The sequence below is a fragment of the Haemophilus sp. 27098_8_127 genome (assembly GCF_041433495.1).
Classification (GTDB): Bacteria; Pseudomonadota; Gammaproteobacteria; order Enterobacterales; family Pasteurellaceae; genus Haemophilus_D.
The window spans coordinates 19,590-42,462 of sequence record NZ_JAPWBP010000001.1 but is presented as its reverse complement, the minus strand read 5'-3'; the positions used below and the strand labels follow the sequence as shown (position 1 = coordinate 42,462).

General features: G+C 39.4%; 22 protein-coding genes and 1 riboswitch. Of the genes, 4 read left to right on the top strand and 18 right to left on the bottom strand.

The features are described 5' to 3' along the window. Window positions 1–13 precede the first annotated feature (13 nt). The 3 genes from O3746_RS00210 to O3746_RS00200 are packed head-to-tail and all read right to left on the bottom strand — an operon-like array spanning window position 14 to window position 1,928. A complete protein-coding gene (locus tag O3746_RS00210) occupies window positions 14–700 on the bottom strand; it encodes a DUF2572 family protein (protein ID WP_371447387.1) in 687 nt (228 codons plus the stop codon). After that, the gene (locus tag O3746_RS00205) at window positions 697–1,413 is read right to left on the bottom strand and encodes a hypothetical protein (protein WP_371447741.1); all 717 of its coding nucleotides are present in this window, start codon (window positions 1,411–1,413) and stop codon (window positions 697–699) included. The genes O3746_RS00210 and O3746_RS00205 overlap by 4 nt, the downstream gene beginning before the upstream one ends. After that, window positions 1,410–1,928 carry a prepilin-type cleavage/methylation domain-containing protein gene (locus O3746_RS00200; RefSeq protein ID WP_371447385.1) on the bottom strand — a complete coding sequence of 173 codons (519 nt, stop codon included), beginning with the start codon at window positions 1,926–1,928 and terminating at the stop codon, window positions 1,410–1,412. The genes O3746_RS00205 and O3746_RS00200 overlap by 4 nt, the downstream gene beginning before the upstream one ends. Window positions 1,929–2,128: 200 nt before the next feature. Between O3746_RS00200 and suhB the strand changes: the two genes are divergently transcribed. Then, on the top strand, window positions 2,129–2,929 hold the full coding sequence (gene suhB, locus O3746_RS00195; protein ID WP_049374925.1) for an inositol-1-monophosphatase: 801 nt from the start codon (window positions 2,129–2,131) through the stop codon (window positions 2,927–2,929). A 44-nt stretch (window positions 2,930–2,973) separates the two neighbouring features. Here the strand turns inward: suhB and bioB are convergent, their stop codons facing one another. The 9 genes from bioB to ompA form a co-directional block, all read right to left on the bottom strand. Then, complete coding sequence (bioB, locus tag O3746_RS00190; protein WP_049374926.1) at window positions 2,974–3,990, bottom strand: biotin synthase BioB; 1,017 nt, start codon at window positions 3,988–3,990, stop codon at window positions 2,974–2,976. A gap of 73 nt (window positions 3,991–4,063) precedes the next feature. After that, complete coding sequence (gene thiQ, locus O3746_RS00185) at window positions 4,064–4,693, bottom strand: thiamine ABC transporter ATP-binding protein (protein WP_371447382.1); 630 nt, start codon at window positions 4,691–4,693, stop codon at window positions 4,064–4,066. After that, the gene (gene thiP / locus O3746_RS00180) at window positions 4,686–6,290 is read right to left on the bottom strand and encodes a thiamine/thiamine pyrophosphate ABC transporter permease ThiP (protein WP_371447380.1); all 1,605 of its coding nucleotides are present in this window, start codon (window positions 6,288–6,290) and stop codon (window positions 4,686–4,688) included. The genes thiQ and thiP overlap by 8 nt, the downstream gene beginning before the upstream one ends. A gap of 5 nt (window positions 6,291–6,295) precedes the next feature. Then, window positions 6,296–7,294: a thiamine ABC transporter substrate binding subunit gene (thiB, locus tag O3746_RS00175; RefSeq protein ID WP_371447378.1), complete on the bottom strand. Its 999-nt coding sequence runs from the start codon at window positions 7,292–7,294 to the stop codon at window positions 6,296–6,298. Between the two features lie 35 nt (window positions 7,295–7,329). Next, window positions 7,330–7,422: riboswitch (TPP riboswitch) on the bottom strand. 144 nt (window positions 7,423–7,566) lie between these two features. Further along, on the bottom strand, window positions 7,567–7,893 hold the full coding sequence (gene grxD / locus O3746_RS00170; protein ID WP_005699458.1) for a Grx4 family monothiol glutaredoxin: 327 nt from the start codon (window positions 7,891–7,893) through the stop codon (window positions 7,567–7,569). Window positions 7,894–7,968: 75 nt separating this feature from the next. Next, complete coding sequence (locus tag O3746_RS00165; protein ID WP_371447375.1) at window positions 7,969–8,769, bottom strand: YgcG family protein; 801 nt, start codon at window positions 8,767–8,769, stop codon at window positions 7,969–7,971. Next, window positions 8,762–9,211 carry a TPM domain-containing protein gene (locus O3746_RS00160; RefSeq protein WP_014065676.1) on the bottom strand — a complete coding sequence of 150 codons (450 nt, stop codon included), beginning with the start codon at window positions 9,209–9,211 and terminating at the stop codon, window positions 8,762–8,764. Before O3746_RS00160 ends, O3746_RS00165 begins: the two co-directional genes overlap by 8 nt. A gap of 9 nt (window positions 9,212–9,220) precedes the next feature. Beyond that, window positions 9,221–9,802 (bottom strand): LemA family protein, encoded by a 582-nt coding sequence (locus tag O3746_RS00155; protein ID WP_054418573.1) that lies wholly within the window; start codon window positions 9,800–9,802, stop codon window positions 9,221–9,223. Window positions 9,803–9,903: 101 nt separating this feature from the next. Then, window positions 9,904–10,977, bottom strand: a complete 1,074-nt coding sequence (gene ompA / locus O3746_RS00150) for a porin OmpA (protein WP_314022643.1) — start codon at window positions 10,975–10,977, stop codon at window positions 9,904–9,906. A 400-nt stretch (window positions 10,978–11,377) separates the two neighbouring features. Between ompA and O3746_RS00145 the strand changes: the two genes are divergently transcribed. Beyond that, window positions 11,378–14,455, top strand: coding sequence for an FAD-binding and (Fe-S)-binding domain-containing protein (locus O3746_RS00145; RefSeq protein ID WP_371447372.1), 3,078 nt, complete (start codon window positions 11,378–11,380; stop codon window positions 14,453–14,455). A gap of 82 nt (window positions 14,456–14,537) precedes the next feature. Here the strand turns inward: O3746_RS00145 and valS are convergent, their stop codons facing one another. The 5 genes from valS to O3746_RS00120 all read right to left on the bottom strand — a co-directional run bounded on the left by valS (window position 14,538) and on the right by O3746_RS00120 (window position 19,514). Next, window positions 14,538–17,402: a valine--tRNA ligase gene (gene valS / locus O3746_RS00140; protein ID WP_371447370.1), complete on the bottom strand. Its 2,865-nt coding sequence runs from the start codon at window positions 17,400–17,402 to the stop codon at window positions 14,538–14,540. Between the two features lie 31 nt (window positions 17,403–17,433). Next, on the bottom strand, window positions 17,434–18,075 hold the full coding sequence (locus O3746_RS00135; protein ID WP_049374047.1) for a hypothetical protein: 642 nt from the start codon (window positions 18,073–18,075) through the stop codon (window positions 17,434–17,436). 12 nt (window positions 18,076–18,087) lie between these two features. Continuing rightward, window positions 18,088–18,393 (bottom strand): N(4)-acetylcytidine aminohydrolase, encoded by a 306-nt coding sequence (gene yqfB, locus O3746_RS00130; RefSeq protein WP_049374048.1) that lies wholly within the window; start codon window positions 18,391–18,393, stop codon window positions 18,088–18,090. Between the two features lie 75 nt (window positions 18,394–18,468). Continuing rightward, window positions 18,469–19,050: a hypothetical protein gene (locus O3746_RS00125; protein ID WP_371447367.1), complete on the bottom strand. Its 582-nt coding sequence runs from the start codon at window positions 19,048–19,050 to the stop codon at window positions 18,469–18,471. A 32-nt stretch (window positions 19,051–19,082) separates the two neighbouring features. Continuing rightward, a complete protein-coding gene (locus O3746_RS00120) occupies window positions 19,083–19,514 on the bottom strand; it encodes a DNA polymerase III subunit chi (protein WP_049355404.1) in 432 nt (143 codons plus the stop codon). A 238-nt stretch (window positions 19,515–19,752) separates the two neighbouring features. Between O3746_RS00120 and fumC the strand changes: the two genes are divergently transcribed. Together fumC and O3746_RS00110 are read left to right on the top strand one after the other, a co-directional pair. Beyond that, a complete protein-coding gene (gene fumC, locus O3746_RS00115; RefSeq protein ID WP_049366126.1) occupies window positions 19,753–21,147 on the top strand; it encodes a class II fumarate hydratase in 1,395 nt (464 codons plus the stop codon). A gap of 111 nt (window positions 21,148–21,258) precedes the next feature. Beyond that, on the top strand, window positions 21,259–21,861 hold the full coding sequence (locus O3746_RS00110; protein WP_049374051.1) for a chalcone isomerase family protein: 603 nt from the start codon (window positions 21,259–21,261) through the stop codon (window positions 21,859–21,861). 41 nt (window positions 21,862–21,902) lie between these two features. On the opposite strand, the gene O3746_RS00105 is transcribed toward O3746_RS00110, so the two are convergent. Further along, entirely contained in the window at window positions 21,903–22,799 is an 897-nt protein-coding gene (locus O3746_RS00105) for a RimK family alpha-L-glutamate ligase (protein ID WP_290990243.1), read from the bottom strand. Window positions 22,800–22,873 lie beyond the last annotated feature (74 nt).

Here is a 22,873-nt window from a genome sequence, read left to right as displayed (position 1 = left end):
TAACGACATGCCTTTATTCACTTTGATCTTGCGCACTTAAATCACTCCAGCTTTTATTCACCAAACGCCATTGGCTATATTCTTGTACGAGTTTTGTCACCACAGCTTTACCGTAAGCCACCGTCACGCCCTCCTCTAACTTAAGTGAACCACCTGTAATCACCGCACCACTTATTCGTCCTTTGCCGGTTAAAGTTAAATCCCCTTCTGCTAACAAAATGCCACTCACATTCCCTTTAATTTCTAATTGGTTTTGCGTTATCCAATACACTTGTGGTGTTTTTTGAGCAGTTAAAGTAGTATCTACTTTCATGAAGTGCGGTTGAAAATCAGCTTGTTTTTCGCTGGAAATAAAATCTCGCAGCATATTTTCATTAATACCTTTTGTGGGCGATTTCTTAAATAACTCTGCTCGTTTACACCAAACAGAATAGGCCACTTTATCCTCTGCCCCATTAGACTCGAAAAAGACTTGTTTCACTTTTTCAGCACCATTTAAAGGCACGTTTTGGCAAATGTGCGTTTGTTGCTGCTGACTGATTTTCTGTAAAGGAAGACTTTGTTCTACATAATATTTTCGCTGACTCATTTGAGATCGAAAAAATGCAAAGATCTGTTCATCAAATAATAAGATCAATGCCAATAATCCCGAAAGTAAAATAAGAGCCGTCAGTGTTACCATCCCTTTTTTCATCATCATTCTTCTTGATTTAATAAAGGCACCACAAGCGAAGTTTCATATTGAATATACTTATGTGTTGCAAGATTTCCCGCGAGTTTGATTTCAATCCCTTTCCCTGCCTTTAACCAATCAAAACGTAATTGAGAAATCTCAAACTCTTTTTCATCCAATAAATCTGTCCATCCACCACCAGCGTTACAAGTAGATTGGGTTAAAGCACGCTGACATTCTTCCGAGCGACAATCCGCATTTACCGCATTTTTATAAGTTTGTTTGGTTTCGATCATTTTCTCGTTAAGTTTGTAACCAAACAGCTCTTTTTCGATATTTTTCGCCACATTTTTAACACCATTTACGCAGGTATTCTTGGTGTATTTTTCACCAATACAACCATTGCTATTCAAATCATAAAAAAATAAAACACAACTATTTGACGGGGCATTATCTGCTTGAGCAATGGTTATTGCTGTGCCCTTTTCGTCTAATTCGAATAAAGCCAGATTATCTTCGATGAGTTTTTGGCTTGCAGCTCGAAAGCCTACACGACGCAGATCTTTCCCGATGAGTTGAATTGTGCGTTGTAATTCCGCTTGTAATTTGAGTTGTAACATTAAACGCTGATTTTGCTGTTGAGTTTGGGCATAAAACTGTGCAACCAATAGCAATAATAAAGCGGATAAGCCAAGTGAAATCAATAAACTCACCAATGTTTCGCCTTTTAATGGTTTCATCTTGTACATGCACTCGCCGCTTGATCAGACTTTAATTTAATACTGCCGACATTGAAAAAAGAGAACAATGTACGATGCTCTTCCGACTGTAACATAAAACAATTTGTTTCCATGGTATTCCTGGCCCCATTAAATTTCACCGCCACTTCAGATGGATATAATTTAGGGCCTATCAGCATCGTTTTTCCTTCAAAATAAGGATAGTAAAAATGCGCATAAAGGTTTTTAGGACAATTCTGGGGATGAAAACAATCACAAAAATGATCGTTTTTTACTTGAGCAGTAATACACCAACGTTGATTCGCCCTATCTTGATTGGCTAAAATAAACCAAATTGCCGATGAGTTTTCTGCCCTCGCTTGGATATTACGTAAGAAAAAATAAAGCCGTTGTTGCTCTTTTTCGAGAAAATATTTGGGATCGTTTTTCTGCCATTTAGGCAATGCAAACGCCAACGTTACGCTTAAAATAAATAATGCAATCAAGGTTTCTAATAAGGTTATCCCTTTATACATAAAATGCCTTCTTTTTTGACCTCACTTTAAAAGTCCTTCAGAAGAAAGCCAAATTTGATACTTTATTTTTGCGATACTGATCGCAAATTTGCTTTAAAAAACGGGAAAAACCGTGAATTAAACATTTTCAACTGGCTATTTACTAAAACTCCCTTATAATAGGCCACCTATTTATCTGTTCTTTAAAATCTGGTGGAAATATGAATCCAATGTTAAATATCGCTATTCGTGCGGCACGAAGAGCGGGCAACGTGATTGCTAAAAACTATGAGCGCCGTGATGACATCCAAACAAGTAAAAAAGGTATTAATGATTATGTGACCAGCGTCGATAAAGCCGCTGAAGCTGAGATCATTGAAATCATTCAAAAATCTTATCCTGATCATACAATTATCAGTGAAGAACGTGGTGCATTAGAAGGCAAAGACAGTGATATTCAATGGGTAATTGATCCACTAGATGGCACAACCAACTTCGTAAAAGGTTTGCCACATTTCTCCGTTTCTATTGCTATCCGTGTAAAAAACCGTACCGAAGTGGGTGTGGTTTACGATCCTATTCGTAATGAATTATTCACTGCGGTGCGTGGTGAAGGCGCAAAATTAAATGAAGTGCGTTTACGTGTAGATAGCCAAAATGAACTTAACGGGGCAATTTTAGCCACCGGTTTCCCATTCAAACAACCAAGCTTGATGCCAACTCAATTTGCTATCATGAATAACTTAATTGATGAAGCTGCAGATTTCCGTCGTACGGGTTCTGCCGCATTAGACCTTTGCTATGTGGCTTCTAATCGCGTTGACGGTTATTTCGAAATGGGCTTAAAACCTTGGGATTGCGCAGCAGGTGATTTAATCGTACGTGAAGCCGGCGGTTTAGTGTGTGATTTCAATGCGGGTCACGGCTATTTACGCTCAGGCAATATTGTGGCTGCTCCAGCGCGTATTTTAAAAGAAATGCTAAATAAAATTCAGCCTTGCTTAACCGAACAAGTGAAGTAAGTCTTAACAAAAAGTGCGGTAGATTCACCGCACTTTTTTTATGACTAATTTCTGTCGAGTGGCTTTCTATTTTCTTCCGTTTCCGGCTCTAGATCTAATTTTGCCATAAGAAGTTGATCGCCATCTTCTTCTGGGTTGCCTGTCACTAACAATTTATCCCCATAGAAAATAGAGTTCGCTCCCGCCATAAAACACATGGCTTGCATTTCTTCACTCATACCTTGACGACCTGCAGAAAGGCGAACATAACTTTTTGGCATGGTAATACGCGCCACAGCAATGGTGCGAACAAACTCTGTCCAATCTAAATCAGCTGCATCAGCCATTGGTGTACCTTCCACTTTCACTAATTGGTTAATTGGCACTGACTCCGGCTGAGGATCAAGATTTGCCAAACTTGCAATAAGGCCTGCTCGCTCTTTACGGGTTTCATTCATCCCCACAATACCACCACAGCAAACTTTTAAACCGGCATGACGCACTTTTCCTAATGTACTTAAACGATCATCAAAACGGCGTGTACCAATGACATTGTGATAATTCTCTGGCGCGGTATCTAGATTGTGATTGTAATAATCCAATCCTGCATCTTTTAACTCTTCCGCCATACCATCTTGTAGTAAGCCAAAAGTACCGCAAGTTTCTAAGCCAATATCTTTTACCGCACGAATAATCGCCGTCACTTTTTCCATATCTTTAGGCTTAGGACCACGCCATGCCGCGCCCATACAAAAACGTCCTGCACCACGTGCTTTAGCAATTTTGGCTTTTTCGACAATTTCATCAATATCCAAGATCTGCTGATTTTGTACACCTGTTTGATAACGTGCAGATTGAGGACAATAACCACAATCCTCCGGACAGCCACCCGTTTTAATCGACATCAACGTCGACAACTGTATTGCGCCAGGGTTGAAATGCTCTCGATGCACTTGAGCCGCACGATAGACTAATTCTAAAAAAGGTGTCTCAAATAGCGCTTCTACTTTACAAACTGACCAATATTCTACTGATGGATGGGGCGTAATAGATGAAAGCTGTACTACATTTGTTGTGGTCATTATATTTTCCTCGTTTAAGCTACTTAGCTTTTATTAAGTTGAGCATATTACTCTACAATATGATAAAAAGAGATCAGATCACTTTTCCTTGATGAATTTCAATCACTCGATCAATATGCCGTTCAATTTCTTTGGGTTGATGTGTCACCAATAACATGGTGAGCTTTTTCTCTTCACATAATTGATCCATTAAATCCTGCATTTCAATGCGTAATTTAGGATCAAGAGCTGAAAAAGGCTCATCCAATAATAAAATCGGTTTATCTCGTAGCAAACAGCGCGCTAACGCTACTCGCTGTTTTTGTCCACCTGAAAGTGCGGTCGGTTTTCTCGTTAAAAAATCCTGTAAATTGACCGCACTTGCAGCTTGTTCTACAAGGGCTTTTTCTTCTGTATTTAAGGCTAAATTCGGTTTTAAACCTAAAGCGATATTCTCTTCCACAGAAAGATGAGTAAAGAGATTATTTTCCTGAAATAGCATGGAAACGGGGTGTTCAAAAGGTGCCGTTTTGGTATGATTTTCACCATTTAGCCAAATCTCCCCACTATCGGCATATTCAAAGCCAGCAATTAAATTCAGTAAGGTACTTTTTCCTGCACCACTTTCCCCAATGATGGCAACTTTTTCTTGCGCTTGAATCTGTAAATCAAACACCATCGGCATGGATTGATAATTGAAGACTACATTATCTAATTTAATCATGTTGTTCCTTCTGCCCTTCAACAAACATAAATAAACCTAAACATAAGCCCAATAAAATCAATGCCGTCACTGCAGCTTCTTGACTTCGATATTGCCCGATTTGTTGATAAAGCAAATGAGGCAACGAAGTAAAATCAGGACTACCAAATAAGGCTATCGCTGTAAAATCTCCGAGTGATAAAGTCGTTGCGAGCGCCAAAGCATATTTCAACGGTGCTTTTAGTAGCGGATATTCAATTAAACGAAAACGCTGCCAGCCTGTAATATTCAGCGATAAACAGAGTTTTTCATAATATTGCATCGATTGATTCATTGGTGTATTGAGAATTTTGATGACAAATGGCAAGGCAGCCAAGGCGTTGCAAACCGATACCACCACAAACAGATGCCCTGCCGAAAAATCAATATCTTGCAACCAAATGAATAAGCCGACTGCTAAGACAATCGTCGGAATGGCTAAAATCATCATGCCCCCCGTTAAAATTAAGTGCGCTAATTTAGGGTGATATAACCATTGTAGCTGACGGGAGAGTAACAATAAGAAGAATCCAAATAATACTGATAAAATCCCGGCTGTCGGTGCCATGGTTAATGAATAAGCAAGCGCCTTCCATAATTGTGGATTTTGCCAATAGCCAAATAATTGGGTCGCAGACAAACCTTGGAAAACAATATTGAATAAGGGGCTTAAAATAAATAAGCACACCGAGAATAAGACAAAAACATGTCCAAATTTGACCGCTCTTGAAACAGGTAAAACCCAGCGATAACGTTGCGAAATCTGCGTTTCAGGTGCTTTTGCCCAATATTGTGAAAGTGAAAATAACGCAAAACAAAACGCAAATTGCACAAGCGCAAAAAGTGCGGCTTTGGGTAAATCAAATTCAAAGAAAATGGCTTGGTAAATCGCGACTTCTAATGTGCTATTTTGTGGCCCGCCACCCAGTGCCAACACTATCGTAAAGCTAGTGAAACACAACATAAAAATCAGCACAAAGGCAGACACTATTTGGCTTTTCAAATAAGGCCATTCAATTAAACGGAAAAATGTGAAACCTTTAATATTCAATTGTGCCGCGAGTTGATGCTGTTCGGTCGGTATACTTTGCAAAGCTTGCAAGCTCATTCGTGCCGCTAAAGGAATATTAAAAAATAAATGAGCAATAAGAATGCCGCTTAAACCATAAATGGAGGGTTTCCATGAAATACCTAGGGTTTGCAGCAGTTGTGTTAGCCAACCGGCAGTGCCATAAATACCAATTAGCCCGAAAATAGCCAGTAATGCCGGCAAAACAAATGTTAGGGAAAAAATGCGTAAAATGAGCGATTTGCCTTTGAAATCTAAATAGAAAAAAGCGCGTGCAAATAAAGTTCCAATTATGCTAGAAAGAATGGCTGATAAGAATGCCTGCCCGATACTAAAGGCAATAACTTGATGCAAATAATCGTCTTTTAAGAAATCAGATAAGGCATAATCACTTCCTACTGAAAAAACCGCAGAAAGTGAAAATCCATAGAGTAAAACAATGAAAAAAATGACCGCACTTCCGCCCAAATAATGGCGAGGACGAAAATGCGGATGTTGCAATAAGCTCATTAATACTATTTAGATAAGGCTTTTTGCCATTGATTGATCCAGCCTTTAAGCTGCTCACTTGTCACCTTCGTGGTATCTAAAATACGCATTGATTTTGCGCGAGAATTAAGCGCATCAATATGACTTTCGATATTGGTTTCTACCACAGGTAACATCACATTATTTTTGGCAATATCCGCTTGAGCTTGCGGTGAAAGTAGGAAGCCTAAAAATTCATCCGCACAGGCATTATTACGGTTAGCAACTTTTGCTGCGACTTCAACTTGTAATACGCTCCCCTCTGCAAATTCCGTTGCCACATAATTGTCTTTTTGTTCAGAAAGAATATGGTAAATCGGCGAAGTATTGACGCTTAAAACCAGATCACCTTCGCCTTTTAAGAAGGCGCCGTAAGATTCCGTCCAACCTTTTGTGACCGTGACAGTATGTTTAGAAAGGGTTTTCCAGGCATTTGCGACATCTGCTGCTGGATAAACGGCATTCATCCAAAGTAATAAACCACGTCCAATACTGCTTGTACGCGGATCTTGATATAACACTTTAAGATCTTGACGCTCAACTAATTCTTTTAAGCTCTTTGGAGGGTTTGCCAATTTATTCTTGTCATAAATAAACGCATATTGCGCATAATCAAATGGTAAGAATGTGTGATTTTCCCATTTAATGGGTAAACGTAACTGGCTTAAATCCACTTTATTTGGCTCAAAAATATTGAGTTTTTGTGCATCTTCAATTTGATAGCTATCTAAACCGAGCACCACATCCGCCTTAATTTTTTTACCTTCTAGACGAACACGGTTAAACAAGGTGCCATTATTGTCAAAAGCCACATAATTCAGCTTACATTGCGGGAATTGTTGTTCAAAAGCCGCTTTAACTTTTGGTCCAGCACTCCAATCTGCACTAAATGAATCATAAGTATAAACATCTAATGTTTGAGGTGCAGCTTGTGCGAAAGCGGAAGCAGTAAAAAGTGCGGTTAAAATGGGAAGCGTTTTGTTCATTATGCGTTCTCCTTATTTTTGCATAACGAAACAGCATAATGAGATGATTAGTTTCCTACGCCAGCATTATCTGTTTCAGGTTCACGGGTGTTTCTCAGCCATTAATATTGGCACCCCGACTAAGTGCGATGTAGTCTAACGTAAGGGAGTTTTATCAACAAGTTATTTAACTTAAAAATGTTAATCTGATCACATTTTTATAACAGGTTTATCATTTTTTGAGCAAAAGAAAACCTGCTAAAAAGCAGGTTTATCTTGTAATCTATCGTCAATTAAGCTTGATGTTTAGCCGCTACTTCGCTTAATAAAGTTTGAAGTTCGCCAGCTTGGTACATTTCTAAAATAATATCACAACCACCAATTAACTCACCTTCTACCCATAATTGTGGGAAAGTTGGCCAGTTTGCATAAGCCGGCAATTCAGCGCGAATATCTGGGTGTTGAAGAATATCAACATAGCCGAAAGGCACTTTGCAATTCATTAATGCTTCAGATGCACGCGCAGAGAAACCACAAGAAGGTAATTTTGGTGAACCTTTCATGTAAATTAAAATTGGGTTTTCAGCGATTTGTTTTTTGATTTTGTCTAACGTTTCCATAATGTTCCTTGTTCAAATAAGTCTGAATAGGGCGCTATTCTAGCATAAGATAGAACCTGAGTGAAAGACTTGGTCTTACCAACTTCCACCTGCTCCACCGCCGCCGAAGCCACCGCCGCCGAAGCCACCACCGGAAGAACCACCGCCACCGAAGCCTCCACCAAATCCGCCTCCGAAACCGGAACCGCCACCACGGCGACGAGAAATCGTACTTTGACGAATGATTTTATTCAGTTGGTCACGTTGATTCGGGCTGATATAGACTTCATCTTTGTGATATTGGAATTCACCAAATAATACAATAGCAATAAACGCCAATACCATTAAGAATGGGATGTACTTATCGAACGCATCTTCTTCAACTTGTGCCGCATCAAACTCGCCTTTACTTGCCGCAATAATTTGGTTTAAGCCGTCATTAATACCTTGCGCATATTGGCCTTGTTTAAATTGTGGCAAAATTGCCGAACGGATGACTTGCGATAAAAAAGCATCGGGCAATACGCCTTCTAAACCTTGCCCTGTTGCAATAAAGACTTTGCGATCATTTTTCGCAATCAGCATCAACACGCCATTGTTCAGATTTTGTCGTCCAATGCCCCATTTATCACCTAAAGCAAAGGTATAATCAGCGATTTCATATTCACCGGTTGTCGGAACCAAAACAACAGCGATTTGTGAACTCGTTTCTTTACTATAAGCAATCAGTTTATTTTCTAAAATTTGCTTATGTTCTGATGAAAGTGTGTTGGTGTAATCGTTAATGTAATGGAAAGGATTTGGTGCAGGCGGAAATTCTGCCGCAACAACCATTTGAGCAAAAAAAACAAGGCTAAAAATAACCGCACTTTTCATAAAAGATAAAAGCTTAGCCATTAATAATTACCTCATTAGATAATTCATTCACATCATCAGGCTGAATAGGGAAATGGCGAGATAAAATATCACTGATACGATCAATCGCATCGACAATGCCTTGTGTATAAGCTTTTTGTTTAAACTGTTCAATCATTAAATCACATTGTAACTGCCAATAAGCTACATCAACAAATTGATGAATGCCTTTATCACCTACGATTGCACAGAGATGATTTTTATATCCCACATAAATCAACACGGCATTTTGTGCCGCTGTTTTATGCATTTCCAGTTCATCAAACACTTCTAAAGCACGTTCCATTGCAGACAGTTGTGCTGAAGCTTTTGGTACTTTGCGTTCAATATAAACACGTAACTCAGCCGAACTTAAGCTTTCGAGGCGACTAATCGCCGCCTCGATTTGCTTTTTATCTACCGGAATTCTGGAAAAGAATGGCATAGATAAACCTTAATTAAAGTTTACAGTCGGTGCGTTTTCAGCGCCTGTAGATGATTTAAAGTAAGGTTTAGCTTTAAAACCAAAAATCATTGCCGCTAATTTAGTTGGGAATTGACGTACTTTTTCATTATAAATACGTGCAGCTTCATTAAATTTATTACGAGCGACATTGATACGGTTTTCTGTACCTTCAAGTTGCGCTTGTAAGTTCATAAAACCTTCATTCGCTTTTAATTGTGGGTATTGTTCTACAGTAACAAGTAAGCGAGATAATGCTGAACCTACTTGATTTTGGTTTTGTTGGAATTCGTTTAATTGTTCTTCCGTTAAATTAGACGGATCAATTTTAGTTTGTGTCGCTTTTGCGCGAGCTTCGATTACATTGGTTAATGTTTGTTGTTCAAAGTTAGCTTGACCTTTCACAGTATTCACTAAGTTTGGAATTAAATCTGCACGACGTTGATAAGATGATTCAACATTTGCCCAAACAGAATCAATTTCAGTTTCTGCTTTTACTAAGCCATTGTAGCTAGACATTAAGCCAAAACCTGCAGCAACGGCGATAATAATCAAGATAATCCACTTTTTCATTCAAAAATTCCTTCAATTATAGGTTTAATTTATATAAGAAAAGACCTAAACCGAAGTTTAGGTCTTCTAATGTTAATCCGTTAATGGATAACTAAATAAAATTATTTAGTACCGTTAACTGCGATTTCAACACGACGGTCTGGTGCTAAACAAGCGATAAGCGCTTTACGACCTTTAACCGCGTCACAAGTAGAACCTGTAACTGGGTTAGCTTTACCGTGACCAACTGCAGAGATGCTTTGAGCTGGAACACCTTTAGCTACTAAGTAGTTAGCTACAGAGTCTGCACGACGTTGTGATAATTTCACGTTTGGTGCATCTTTACCGATACGGTCTGTATAACCAGCAACAGCTACGTTAGCGTTGTTAACTTGAGCGATTTCACCGTAGATACCGTCTAAAGTTGCTTTAGCTTGTGGTTTTAAGTTAGCTTTACCGAAAGCGAAAGTTACATCAGAGCTTAAGTTGAAAGTTTTGCTTACAACTTCAGGTGCAACAACTGGAGCAGCACCTTGACCGAAACGGTAAGATAAACCAGCGTTGATAGAACCGATCCATGGGTTGTAGTCTACTGAGCTATTTGGACGATCTTCAGTACGTAATTTACCCACGCGAGTTAACCATTGATATTCTAAACGTAATGCTAACTCTGGTAATGATGGTAATGCATATTCAACACCTGCTGCGAACATACCAGAAGTACGTAAACTATGACGACCAGCATCGTGGATACGAGCACCACCGTTTGTTACATCATAGAATTTGTAGTCTGAACGAACTAATGCTACGCCTGCACGACCATAAACATCTAAGCCTTCTAAAGCAGAAGTTAAACCACCAAGATTGTAGCTACCTTTAAAGCTTAAGTGAGCACCGTGGTTAGTGTGTTTGAAGTCAGTTTTACCTAAATCACGACCTTTAACACGACCAAAGTCATCATAGCCTAATTCTACCGCTAAACCTAAGTTATCACGGTTTAAGATTTGGTAACCACCAAACACACCGTAAGTAACAGAGTTACGGTGATAAGAACCTAAGTTGTCTTTGATACCATCATGAAAAGATGCTTGACCAACTTTAGCACCTGCATAGAAAGTATTTTCTTGTGGAGCTGCTTGAGCTACTGAAGCTGCTGCTAAACCAGCAACGACTAATGCGATTGCAGTTTTTTTCATTTTGATGTCCTCTATTTAGTCATCGTTATTAATAAGAAAAGTTTCCTTGTTTATTGTGAACTTTATAAAAAAGAAACACTCTAAACGTTGCTTAACTAGGGTTTTGAATTTGCCCTAACTTATCCTTTTGACAAATTCAATTCCTTTGCCATAGCCAAAGGAACGTTCAAAAGTATGGTTATTATCCTATAAAAACATCAAAGATCAAACTTTTTTTGCCCTTTTTGGTTATTTTATAGACAAACAACCCCTAAAATGAACATTCGTTCACAAAAATCGGGTTAATTTTTAACCCGATTTCTATTCTAACAAAAAATATCTTTTGTTGAAATCGACTTTTTTTTGAGCTTCATATATCATCAAATTCACTTTCTTCTCTATTATATAGGTGAGTGATTTTATGTTGCCCCGTCTTTCTAATGTGCCACAACTTAATAACGTGGTAAGTGATTATCTTAGTGAACTCCAAAAGCAGCATTTTGAAGGTGATATTGCCTCAAATTATGCTGACCGCTTAAGTCTTGCGACAGATAACAGCGTCTATCAGCAGCTTCCTCAGGCTATTTTATTCCCTAAATCTGTTGCCGATGTAGTACGTATCACCAAATTAGCCAATAAAGAGAAATATCTTCATCTAACCTTTACACCTCGCGGTGGCGGCACGGGTACCAATGGACAATCTATAAATAACAACATTATTGTCGATCTCTCTCGCCACATGACGAGCATTTTAGAGCTTAATATAGAAGAACGTTGGGTTCGCGTTCAGGCAGGCGTAGTAAAAGACCAACTCAACCAATTTCTAAAACCACACGGATTATTCTTTGCACCAGAGCTCTCCACCAGTAATCGAGCAACACTAGGTGGCATGATTAATACCGATGCCTCCGGTCAAGGCTCACTACAATACGGAAAAACCTCTGATCACGTTTTAGCATTACGTTCTGTTTTAATGAACGGTGGAATATTAGATACAAGTGCGGTCAAATCTGACGACGTTTTAGAAAACTACCCGCTTGCAGAAAATGGTAAAACGCTACATCAAACGATTTTCCAACGTTGTAAAGAGAAGCGAGCCTCAATCATTCAAGATTTACCACAACTCAATCGCTTCCTCACCGGTTACGATCTTAAGAATGTCTTTAATAAAGATGAAAGTGAATTTAATCTCACCCGAATTTTAACGGGTTCAGAAGGTTCACTTGCGTTTATCTGCGAAGCTAAACTGAATTTATTGCCGATTCCGAAATATCGTACCTTAATTAATGTGAAGTACAGTTCATTTGATGCAGCACTTCGCAATGCGCCTTTTATGGTGAAAGCCAATGCTCTTTCCGTTGAAACCGTCGATTCCAAAGTGCTGAACCTTGCTAAGCAAGATATTATTTGGCATTCAGTGAAAGAACTTTTAACAGAAGAAGAACAAAATCCAATTCTGGGTTTAAACATTGTGGAATATGCGGGCAACAATCAAGCTAAAATCGACAGCCAAGTGACCGCACTTTGTCAGCAATTAGATGAAAAAATTGCACAAGGCCAAGATCATATTATCGGCTATCAACTTTGTTCTGACTTGCCTTCTATTGAACGTATTTACGCCATGCGTAAAAAAGCAGTGGGGCTATTGGGGAATGCGAAAGGCGCAGCCAAACCAATTCCTTTTGTGGAAGATACCTGTGTGCCACCAGAACATCTTGCGGATTACATTGCAGAGTTTAGAGCCTTATTAGATAGTCACAATCTGCAATATGGGATGTTTGGCCATGTTGATGCTGGCGTATTGCACGTTCGTCCCGCTTTAGACCTATGCGATAAAGAACAAGTCAAACTCTTTAAACAAATTTCAGATGAAGTGGCAGAACTCACGGTGAAATATGGCGGTTTGTTATGGGGAGAACACGGCAAAGGCGTACGCTCTCATTATGGCGAGAAATTCTTTACACCTGAACTTTGGCAAGAGTTGCGTTATGTGAAGTTCTTATTTGATCCAAATAATCGTCTCAACCCAGGTAAAATCTGTACACCACTTAATAGCGATGCGGAACTCTATTCCATTCTCTCACCGATGCGTGCGGACAATGATCGCCAAATCCCGATTCAGATGCGAAACGAATTTAAAGGTGCGATGAATTGTAACGGCAACGGACTTTGCTTCAACTTTGATGAGCACAGCATTATGTGCCCTTCCATGAAAGTGAGTAAAAATCGCGTATTCTCGCCAAAAGGACGAGCCGCGATGGTGCGTGAATGGTTGAGATTAATGGCCAATGAAAACGTATCACCTGAGCAATTAGATTTTCATAAAACACAAGTGAAACTAACCGCACTAGTGGAACGTTTCCGCAATAGCGTGCAGAAATGGCGTGGTGAGTATGACTTCTCACATGAAGTGAAAGCCGCAATGGATACTTGTTTGGCTTGTAAAGCCTGTGCAAGCCAATGCCCAATTAAAATTGATGTGCCAAGTTTCCGTGCGAAATTCTTCCATTTCTACCACAGTCGTTATTTGCGTCCAGCCAAAGATCATATTGTGGCGAATTTAGAAGTGGCAGCACCTTATATGGCGAAACAACCGGCATTGTTCAATTATTTCACCAAGCTCAAAGTCACACAACGCTTGGTTGAAAAAACACTGGGTATGACTGACTTGCCTCTCCTTTCTGAGCCTAACCTTCAACAACAGTTAGTCGAAATTGGCTACCAAGGCAAAAAATTAGAAGAGTTGGAAAGTCTCAGTGCCACAGAAAAAGCCAATATGCTCTTTATCGTGCAAGATCCCTACACCTCTTATTACGATGCTAAAGTAGTTCGGGATTTCGTAGCTCTCACACAAAAACTAGATTTTGAGCCAATCCTTCTGCCTTTTAAACCGAATGGCAAAGCCATGCATATTAAAGGTTTTTTAACTCGCTTTAGTAAAACAGCAAAAACACAAGCGGAGTTTTTAAATCGCGTTGCTAAATTAAATGTGCCTTTGGTCGGTGTAGATCCAGCGATTGTGCTTTCTTATCGAGATGAATATAAAGAGGCCTTAGGGAATTCTCGCGGTGACTTCCATGTGCTCACAGCGCACGAATGGCTGACCAATCAATTAGAAAGTAACTCATTACAAAGTGCGGTGAAAAATATTGCCAAATCTGACCGCACTTCTGAGTGGCATTTATTCCCTCATTGTACTGAATCCACCTTTATGCCAAACAGCCCAAAAGAATGGCAGAATATTTTCGCACAATTTGGACAAACCTTGAAGGTAGAAAAAGTCGGCTGCTGTGGTATGGCAGGTGTATTTGGTCATGAAGTACAAAATCAAACCATGTCGAAAGATATTTACGACGTATCATGGGGCAAAAAATTACAAGGTAAAGATCCAAATCATTGTCTCGCAACTGGCTATTCCTGCCGTAGCCAAGTGAAGCGATATGAAAAAGCCATCTTGAAACACCCTGTTCAAGCATTGCTTGAAGTTCTGAATAACTAGAGTGGATTTTCTACTTATAAGAATATTGTAAAAAATAAAAAGCGGCCAGATTTTAAATCTGACCGCTTTTTTTATTTAAAAACTACAACGCTTCAATCGCTTTATACTGCTCTTGGATTTTTTCTAATCCAGATTGGTATTCCGCTTGTTTTTCGCGTTCTTTCGCAATCACCGCTTCAGGCGCTTTAGCCACGAAAGCTTCGTTGCTGAGTTTGTTTTCAATACGTTTAACTTCGTTTTGATATTTTTCAATCTCTTTAGTTAAACGGGCAAGCTCTGCTTCTTTATTAATAAAGCCAGCCATTGGCACGAGTAATTCCGCATTGCCAACAAGTTTCGCTACGGCAAGTGGTGCTGTTTCGTTTGCCGCTAACACTTGAACGTTATCTAATTTCGCCATGGCTTTTAAAAGAGCGGTCTGTTTTTCAAGAATTTTTGCATTTTCTGCACTTAAATTACGGAATAACAGATCTAAGCCTTTGCTTGGTGCGATGTTGCTTTCTGCACGGATGTTACGTACCGCAACAATCACTTCTTTTAACCACTCAATTTCAGCTTCTGCTTCTGGATCAAAGCCGTTTTCTTCCACTTGTGGGAAAGGTTGTAGCATAATGCTGTCAGCTGTAATGCCCACAAATCCTTTCACTTTTTGCCAAATTTCTTCGGTAATAAACGGAATAAGCGGGTGTGCTAAACGTAATAATTTTTCTAACACATGAACCAAGGTTTGGCTTGCCGCACGGATTTGTGCTGCATTGCCGTTTGCAAATACTGGTTTGGTAAGTTCTAAATACCAGTCACAGAATTGGTTCCAGGTAAATTCATAAATCGCATTGGCACAAAGGTCAAAACGATATTGGCTTAATGAATTACGGAAAGTTTCCACGGTACGATTGAATTCTGATTGAATCCAACGATCCGCTAATGAAAATTCGATCTCGCCTTCGCTTAAATCTAATTTTTCATTCGTAAGAACGAAACGGCTTGCATTCCACAATTTATTACAGAAGTTACGGTAGCCTTCTAAACGTTTCATATCCCAGTTGATATCACGACCGTTTGAAGCCAATGCGGCTAATGTGAAACGCAATGCGTCTGTACCGTGAGCGGCAATACCTTCAGCAAATTCTTTGCGAGTCGCTTTAGCAATTTTCTCTGCTAATTGCGGCTGCATCATATTGCCGGTACGTTTTTCAAGTAAATCGTCAAGGCTAATGCCGTCAATCATATCGATTGGATCGAGCACGTTACCTTTCGATTTCGACATTTTTTGTCCGTTTTCATCACGGATTAAGCCCGTTACGTACACAGTTTTGAATGGCACTTGTGGTTTGCCATTTTCATCTTTCACAAAGTGCATCGTAAACATAATCATACGCGCAACCCAGAAGAAGATGATGTCAAAGCCTGTGATTAACACATCCGTTGGGTGGAACATTTTGAGTTCTTTAGTTTGCTCCGGCCAGCCTAAAGTGGAGAACGTCCATAATCCTGATGAGAACCACGTGTCTAACACATCTTCATCTTGTTTGAGCTCAACTGCAGAATCTAAGTTGTATTTTGACCGCACTTCTTCTTCGTTACGCGCAACATAAACGTTTCCTTCTTCGTCATACCATGCAGGAATGCGGTGTCCCCACCAAAGTTGGCGAGAGATACACCAATCTTGAATATCACGCATCCAAGAAAAGTAAAGGTTTTCATATTGTTTCGGTACGAATTGGATTTCGCCGTCTTCCACTGCTTTAATTGCCACATCAGCAAGCGGTTTCACGCTCACATACCATTGGTCAGTTAACATCGGCTCAATCGGCACGCCACCACGGTCGCCATAAGGCACTTTGAGATCGTGCGGTTTAATTTCGTCTAATAAACCTAGCGCTTCAAAATCTGCCACGATTTTCTTACGTGCTGCAAAACGCTCTAAACCACGGTAATCCGCAGGAATCGTCGCTTCATAGCCAGCAAGTGGTTTGCCATCAGTACCGATAATTTCCGCTTCATCACGAATATCCGCATTTAAAGTTAACACGTTAACCATCGGTAAGCTGTGACGTTTACCCACTTCGTAGTCGTTGAAGTCGTGCGCAGGGGTAATTTTTACCACACCTGTACCGAATTCACGATCGACGTATTCATCGGCAATAATTGGAATTTCACGATTAGCCAGTGGCAGAACCACAGTTTTACCGATTAAAGATTGATAACGTTCATCTTCAGGATGCACTGCAACAGCCGTATCGCCCAACATGGTTTCTGGACGCGTGGTTGCCACCACTAAATAATCTTTACCATCTGCCGTTTTCGCACCGTTAGCTAACGGATAGCGGAAATGCCAAAGGGAACCTTTGCTCTCTTTATTTTCTACTTCTAAATCAGAAATCGCGGTGTGAAGTTTCGGATCCCAGTTTACTAAGCGTTTGCCACGGTAAATCAAGCCTTCTTCATGCAAGCGAACAAATACTTCTTTTACCGCGTTAGATAAACCATCGTCCATAGTGAAACGCTCACGTTCCCAGTCGATAGAGTTCCCTAAACGGCGCATTTGTTGGCTGATTGTGCCACCAGAATAAGCTTTCCAATCCCAGATTTTGTTGATGAACGCTTCACGACCATAATCGTGGCGAGTTTTGCCTTCTTCTGCGGCGATTTTACGCTCCACTACCATTTGGGTCGCAATACCCGCGTGGTCTGTGCCCGCTTGCCATAAGGTATTATGCCCTTCCATACGGTTAAAACGGATTAAGGTATCCATTAAGGTTTGTTGGAAAGCGTGCCCCATGTGCAAAGAACCTGTTACGTTCGGCGGCGGAATTGCAATGCAATAGCTCGGTGCGTTTTCATTTTCAGACGGTTTAAAATAACCGCTCTCTTCCCAATGTTGATAAAGGGCTTGCTCTACCGCAGACGGATTAAAACGGTCTGCCATTTCGAATTTTTGTGTCATTTATTTTCTCTTTAACTAACTTATAATCTAACTACTCACATTCAGGAAGATCCCATTTCTTTGCGGGAATTTCATTCTTATAACGAATAATAGTATCATTTTCGCTGAGTAATCCATCTAATGTATAATGTCTCTTTGTTGTTTCACTATAGGTATCTTTTTTATAAGTCCCATTTTTATCCGGCAAAAGATAGAAAATCTCATTAATATCCTCATCCATCTTTAAAATAGGTATAGGTTTATTAGCTATTCGTTGAAAATAATAATACCCTTTATTCTCAATAATAAATTTAAAAGTTTGAGAGCTTATATTGGAATTATTAGATCTTTTTGTTAATTGCACATAAGATCCAGCCTTTACTCTACTTTCAGATAAATATTTTTCGGAGTCTTTAAATGGTGAATTATTAAATACCCCATTTTGAAAATGAGGTAGAAAAAGCTCACGTAAAACTAAAACTCTTCGAGGGCCATCTTGTACTAAACATTGCTTAACATCATCTTTCTTATAAATAGTTATAAGATGAGTTGCGTAATTTTTTACACTTAACGTGCCATAGTCACTACCTTCATAATCTTTATACTTCGGATATATCCCATCGAAACTAAGACATGCCGACAACGACTGAAAAATAGGAAGCAATAAAATCAGTCTAATATATTTTATATACATGATTCCCTCTGATTATTTTATCTTAAAATTGATTAATACGAACTTATCTTCACTAGGATAAATCGCCTTAATCACCTCTTTCAATTCAGCCAAACTCATATTTTCCTGAGCTGCGTGCTGTTCTGTTAGATTATCAAGCATGATCGGCTCAACACTTAATACTTTAATCGTGCAGAAGTATTGATTATCTTCAAATCGACCAACACGTAAAATATCACCAACTTTAAAATGGCTTTCGGATTTATCTCGAATCGTGATGGTTTTACGCCCGGCGAGAATATCGGCTTCGAAGCGTTGATAAAAGGTAATATCGTTCATAAAGTGCGGTCACAAAAAATCTATTTTTTATTTTGAGGGCGAATTGATCACACCCTCATATTGGTCAGGATAGGATTATTCCTCAATCCCTCTTAATTTATCTTTAATACGTTGAATTTCTAAGAATAAACGGCGTTCTTCTTGACGGCAGAAACTATCACCGCTTACGTTTTTCGCATCAGCAGAACAACGAACTTCTTCGTATTGTTTTTCTAACACATTTAATACGGCTCTTTGCTGTTTACGTTCTGCACTTTCTTTTGGTGCTTTTTCAGTCACTACCACACGTGGCTTCTGAGGAGTTGTTGCTTGTTGAGCGACAACAGTTTCCTTTTTCTCAGATACTTTTTCTGCCACATCATCCGCTTTCGCCTCTTTTTTAACTTCGGCTTTCACTGCGTCTGATTTTACATCTGCTTTGTTAGCGTCAGCTTTAACTTCTGTGGTTTCTGTTTTCTCAGCGACTTTTTCGGCTGATTTAGTTTCAGCCACTAATTCTTTTGATTTTTCAACCGCACTTTCTACTTTTTCTGTTGGTGCAGGTATTCTTACTGCTTTCTCAACTTGAGTTGATGTGTTTTCTTTATTGTCACAAGCAGATAATAAGGTGCTTGCGCCAAGAATAAGGCTTAAAGCCACTTTAGCGTTTAAATTCATGTTAATTTCCTAGGTTTTAAAGTTAAAAAATATTAAGTGTTTTCAGTAGAAAGCGTCCAACCTTGCGAGCGAAGAATTTTATAACGTTCACGCGCTTGAGCTTTTTGTGTTTCTTCTACCGGTACAAAATCAATTAATTGCGTAAAGCTGTGGCTAAAATCCGGCACTTCCATTTGTAAATTGATCAGCAAATCTCGACGTTGGGCATTGCGTTTGCCTTTCCAACTAATCTCAATTGGCGGCGCATATTGTGTTGCTTCGCCTGAAAGATTATGAGGAACAAACTCGTTCGGATCCCGTTGCCATAATGCTTCATCAATTAAAAATGCTTGCTCTTCTGTTTCGCACGCGATTAAAACTCGCTTGCCTAAACGCCACGCTTGAGCGGCAAGATCACAGGCAAGTTGCTCAACTGTTATCTTCTTTTCTGGATTTAAGAGATAAAATTGTGCGTTTTTTGCCATGATTGCGACTTCTCCATTTATCGTTTTGTAAACTGGCGGATTTTATCAAAAAAGCAGCAAAAAATAAATCATCAACAAGGCGATTAAAGTAAATAGAAAAAACACGGAAATTTTTTACCGCACTTTTATGATCTACATCACAAAAGTAACTTTTAACCTTTATGTTACATTCCATTCATAACTAGTAGGTGTTAGAATTTTCAAGATTTATTTTTATTTTCGATGATAGGAGTATCACATGGCATTTCGTATTGAAAAAGACACTATGGGCGAAGTTCAAGTTCCTGCAGATAAATACTGGGCAGCACAAACCGAACGTTCCCGTAACAACTTCAAAATTGGTCCGGCAGCCTCTATGCCGCACGAAATTATTGAAGCGTTCGGTTATTTGAAAAAAGCCGCTGCTTTCGCAAACTGCGATTTAGGTGTATTACCTGCAGAAAAACGTGATTTAATCGCAACTGCCTGTGATGAAATCCTTGCAGGAAAATTAGACGACCAATTCCCATTAGTCATTTGGCAAACCGGTTCAGGTACACAATCAAACATGAACGTGAACGAAGTAGTGGCAAACCGTGCTCACGTTTTACATGGTGGTAAATTAGGTGAAAAATCATTTATCCACCCAAATGATGATGTGAACAAATCCCAATCTTCAAATGATACTTTCCCAACTGCAATGCACATTGCGGCATACAAAAAAGTAGTTGAACACACCATTCCTTGTGTAGAACGTTTACAAAAAACTTTCGCTAAAAAATCAGCGGAATTTAAAGATGTGGTAAAAATTGGCCGTACTCACTTAATGGATGCCACTCCATTAACATTAGGCCAAGAGTTCTCTGCATACGCAGCACAATTAGATTTCGGTTTACGTGCACTGAGAAATACCCTTCCACACTTAAGTCAATTAGCACTTGGTGGTACAGCTGTAGGTACTGGTTTGAACACACCAAAAGGCTATGATGTGAAAGTAGCAGATTACATTGCAAAATTCACTGGTTTACCATTTGTGACTGCAGAAAACAAATTTGAAGCGTTAGCCGCACACGATGCGATTGTGGAAACTCACGGTGCAATTAAACAATTAGCGATGAGCTTATTCAAAATTGCAAACGACATTCGTTTATTAGCATCAGGCCCTCGTTCTGGTATCGGTGAAATCTTAATTCCTGAAAATGAACCAGGTTCTTCAATCATGCCGGGTAAAGTGAACCCAACTCAATGTGAAGCATTAACCATGGTATGTGCACAAGTATTCGGTAACGATACCACTATCTCTTTCGTTGGCTCACAAGGTCACTTCCAATTAAACGTATTTAACCCTGTCATGGTGGCGAATTTCTTACAATCTGCACAATTATTGGGTGATGCTTGCGTATCATTTGATGAACACTGCGCAACCGGTATTCAACCAAACTACCCACGCATTAAACAACAATTGGAAAATTCATTGATGTTAGTAACCGCACTTAATACACACATTGGTTACGAAAATGCAGCGAAAATTGCGAAAACAGCACACAAAAACGGTACAACCTTACGTGAAGAAGCGATTAACTTAGGCTTAGTTTCAGCCGAAGATTTCGACAAATGGGTTCGTCCAGAAGATATGGTGGGTAGCTTAAAATAAACTCCCCTAATAATTTGATGTCAAAGGCAGGTATTCCTGCCTTTTTATTTGTGTTTTTTTAGAGGGCTTTTTTGTTATAATCACGGCAATATTTTTGATATGAAAAAAACTATGAAACTGAAATTTATTATTGCTGCCATTTCAGCCTTATTTTCCACCGCACTTTTTGCCCAATGGCAACCAGTTGGCAACGCTGAATACACATGGGGGCCATTCCATGTTTATACTGTCGGCTTATATTCTGAAACGGGGTCATATGAAAAGAATGAACGTCCGTTAATGTTTTCGATTAAATATGAGAAACCAGTTGAAGGGAAAAATTTCGCCATTGCTTTAACTAAAGAAATGGAAGCCCAAAACTTAAGTAAAGATGACACCACCGCATGGCTGAAAAAAATGCAGGAAATCTTTCCTGATTTTTCACCAAGCGACATCTTAAATTTTGTTGCCTTAGCGGATAAAGGCTATTTTGTGTTAAATGACACCGTGTTAGATCACGAATTCGATCAAAAATTTACACAAGCGTTTATTGATGTGTGGCTTTCAGATAAAAGTAGTTTTATCAAATTACAACCGCAATTATTAGGTAAAGAAAAACCGGCTCACGATAGCAAAGAATTTCAACATCAACCGGCAAGCGAGCCTTTTGATGAAGAAAATACGATGCCGGAATTACCACCAAATTACGATTTTAAACAAGACGCAAAAGGATAAACAAGAAGGGCGAACATGATATGGTTCGCCCTTTTCTTTTATTATTTCACTTGCTGTTCTAAAAACAAGATCATCTGCAATGCAATATCAATGCCACTGGTCTTCTCAATCATTTCTAATCCAGGACTGGCATTCACTTCGAGCACCAATAAACCTTCTTTTGAACGAATCAAATCAACACCCGCCACGGCAAGCCCTAAAGCTTTAGTCGCACGAATAGCGATGGATTTTTCATCTTCGGTAAGTTTAACTTTTTCTGCTGTGCCACCACGGTGAAAATTCGCACGAAACTCGCCGTCTTGCCCCATACGTTGCATAGTAGCGACGACTTTATCACCGATCACAAAACAGCGAATATCTGTCCCTTTTGCCTCTTCTACAAAATCTTGCAATAAAACAGGCACATTCGCATCTTTTAACGTTTCTAAAATACTGACCGCACTTAGTGGACGTTCGGCTAAGATCACGCCAATCCCTTGTGACCCTTTTAAGGTTTTAATAATCATTGGAGCGGTTGTTTGCTTAATGGCTTGTTTCGGCGCAACTTCACAACCTGATAAAACTGAATTCGGTACTGCAATGCCCTGCTCCAATAACATCTGCAAACTTCGCCATTTATCGCGAGCAGCTAAAAATGCCTGTTCTTTATTGAGGCAATAGACACCCTTTCCTTGTAAATGACGCAATACCGCACAACCCATTTGGGTACTTGTCGTCCCAAAACGTGGTAACACTGCATCATAATTGGGCAATAAATAAGGCTCACTTTCTGCATTTTGTTGATAATACAAAGAAAAGTGCGGTTGATTTTTGTCGAGTTTTAAAATGCAACGATTAGGATCCAAAATATCCATTTGATGCCCGCAACTTTCTGCTGCTTCTTTTAAACGCTGGCAGCTATAAAGGCGAGGCTCGCGGCAAAGCATCAATAATTTCATTCAGTTATACCCTTAGGAAAAGAAGAGTTGATATATTACACCAATCACAATAATCCTGAAAAATGATTTCTGCT

Bases quoted from the DNA above. Each gene is read 5' to 3' on its own strand.
- O3746_RS00125 (WP_371447367.1), bottom strand. From the start codon at position 19,050: ATGAATTTAAACGCTAAAGTGGCTTTAAGCCTTATTCTTGGCGCAAGC.
- O3746_RS00155 (WP_054418573.1), bottom strand. From the start codon at position 9,802: ATGAAAAAGTGGATTATCTTGATTATTATCGCCGTTGCTGCAGGTTTT.
- O3746_RS00165 (WP_371447375.1), bottom strand. From the start codon at position 8,769: ATGGCTAAGCTTTTATCTTTTATGAAAAGTGCGGTTATTTTTAGCCTT.
- thiB (WP_371447378.1), bottom strand. From the start codon at position 7,294: ATGAACAAAACGCTTCCCATTTTAACCGCACTTTTTACTGCTTCCGCT.
- O3746_RS00105 (WP_290990243.1), bottom strand. From the start codon at position 22,799: ATGAAATTATTGATGCTTTGCCGCGAGCCTCGCCTTTATAGCTGCCAG.
- O3746_RS00210 (WP_371447387.1), bottom strand. From the start codon at position 700: ATGATGATGAAAAAAGGGATGGTAACACTGACGGCTCTTATTTTACTT.
- ompA (WP_314022643.1), bottom strand. From the start codon at position 10,977: ATGAAAAAAACTGCAATCGCATTAGTCGTTGCTGGTTTAGCAGCAGCT.
- O3746_RS00120 (WP_049355404.1), bottom strand. From the start codon at position 19,514: ATGGCAAAAAACGCACAATTTTATCTCTTAAATCCAGAAAAGAAGATA.
- O3746_RS00110 (WP_049374051.1), top strand. From the start codon at position 21,259: ATGAAACTGAAATTTATTATTGCTGCCATTTCAGCCTTATTTTCCACC.
- yqfB (WP_049374048.1), bottom strand. From the start codon at position 18,393: ATGAACGATATTACCTTTTATCAACGCTTCGAAGCCGATATTCTCGCC.
- suhB (WP_049374925.1), top strand. From the start codon at position 2,129: ATGAATCCAATGTTAAATATCGCTATTCGTGCGGCACGAAGAGCGGGC.
- O3746_RS00135 (WP_049374047.1), bottom strand. From the start codon at position 18,075: ATGTATATAAAATATATTAGACTGATTTTATTGCTTCCTATTTTTCAG.
- thiQ (WP_371447382.1), bottom strand. From the start codon at position 4,693: ATGATTAAATTAGATAATGTAGTCTTCAATTATCAATCCATGCCGATG.
- O3746_RS00160 (WP_014065676.1), bottom strand. From the start codon at position 9,211: ATGCCATTCTTTTCCAGAATTCCGGTAGATAAAAAGCAAATCGAGGCG.
- bioB (WP_049374926.1), bottom strand. From the start codon at position 3,990: ATGACCACAACAAATGTAGTACAGCTTTCATCTATTACGCCCCATCCA.
- O3746_RS00200 (WP_371447385.1), bottom strand. From the start codon at position 1,928: ATGTATAAAGGGATAACCTTATTAGAAACCTTGATTGCATTATTTATT.
- O3746_RS00205 (WP_371447741.1), bottom strand. From the start codon at position 1,413: ATGAAACCATTAAAAGGCGAAACATTGGTGAGTTTATTGATTTCACTT.
- O3746_RS00145 (WP_371447372.1), top strand. From the start codon at position 11,378: ATGTTGCCCCGTCTTTCTAATGTGCCACAACTTAATAACGTGGTAAGT.
- thiP (WP_371447380.1), bottom strand. From the start codon at position 6,290: ATGAGCTTATTGCAACATCCGCATTTTCGTCCTCGCCATTATTTGGGC.
- fumC (WP_049366126.1), top strand. From the start codon at position 19,753: ATGGCATTTCGTATTGAAAAAGACACTATGGGCGAAGTTCAAGTTCCT.
- valS (WP_371447370.1), bottom strand. From the start codon at position 17,402: ATGACACAAAAATTCGAAATGGCAGACCGTTTTAATCCGTCTGCGGTA.
- grxD (WP_005699458.1), bottom strand. From the start codon at position 7,893: ATGGAAACGTTAGACAAAATCAAAAAACAAATCGCTGAAAACCCAATT.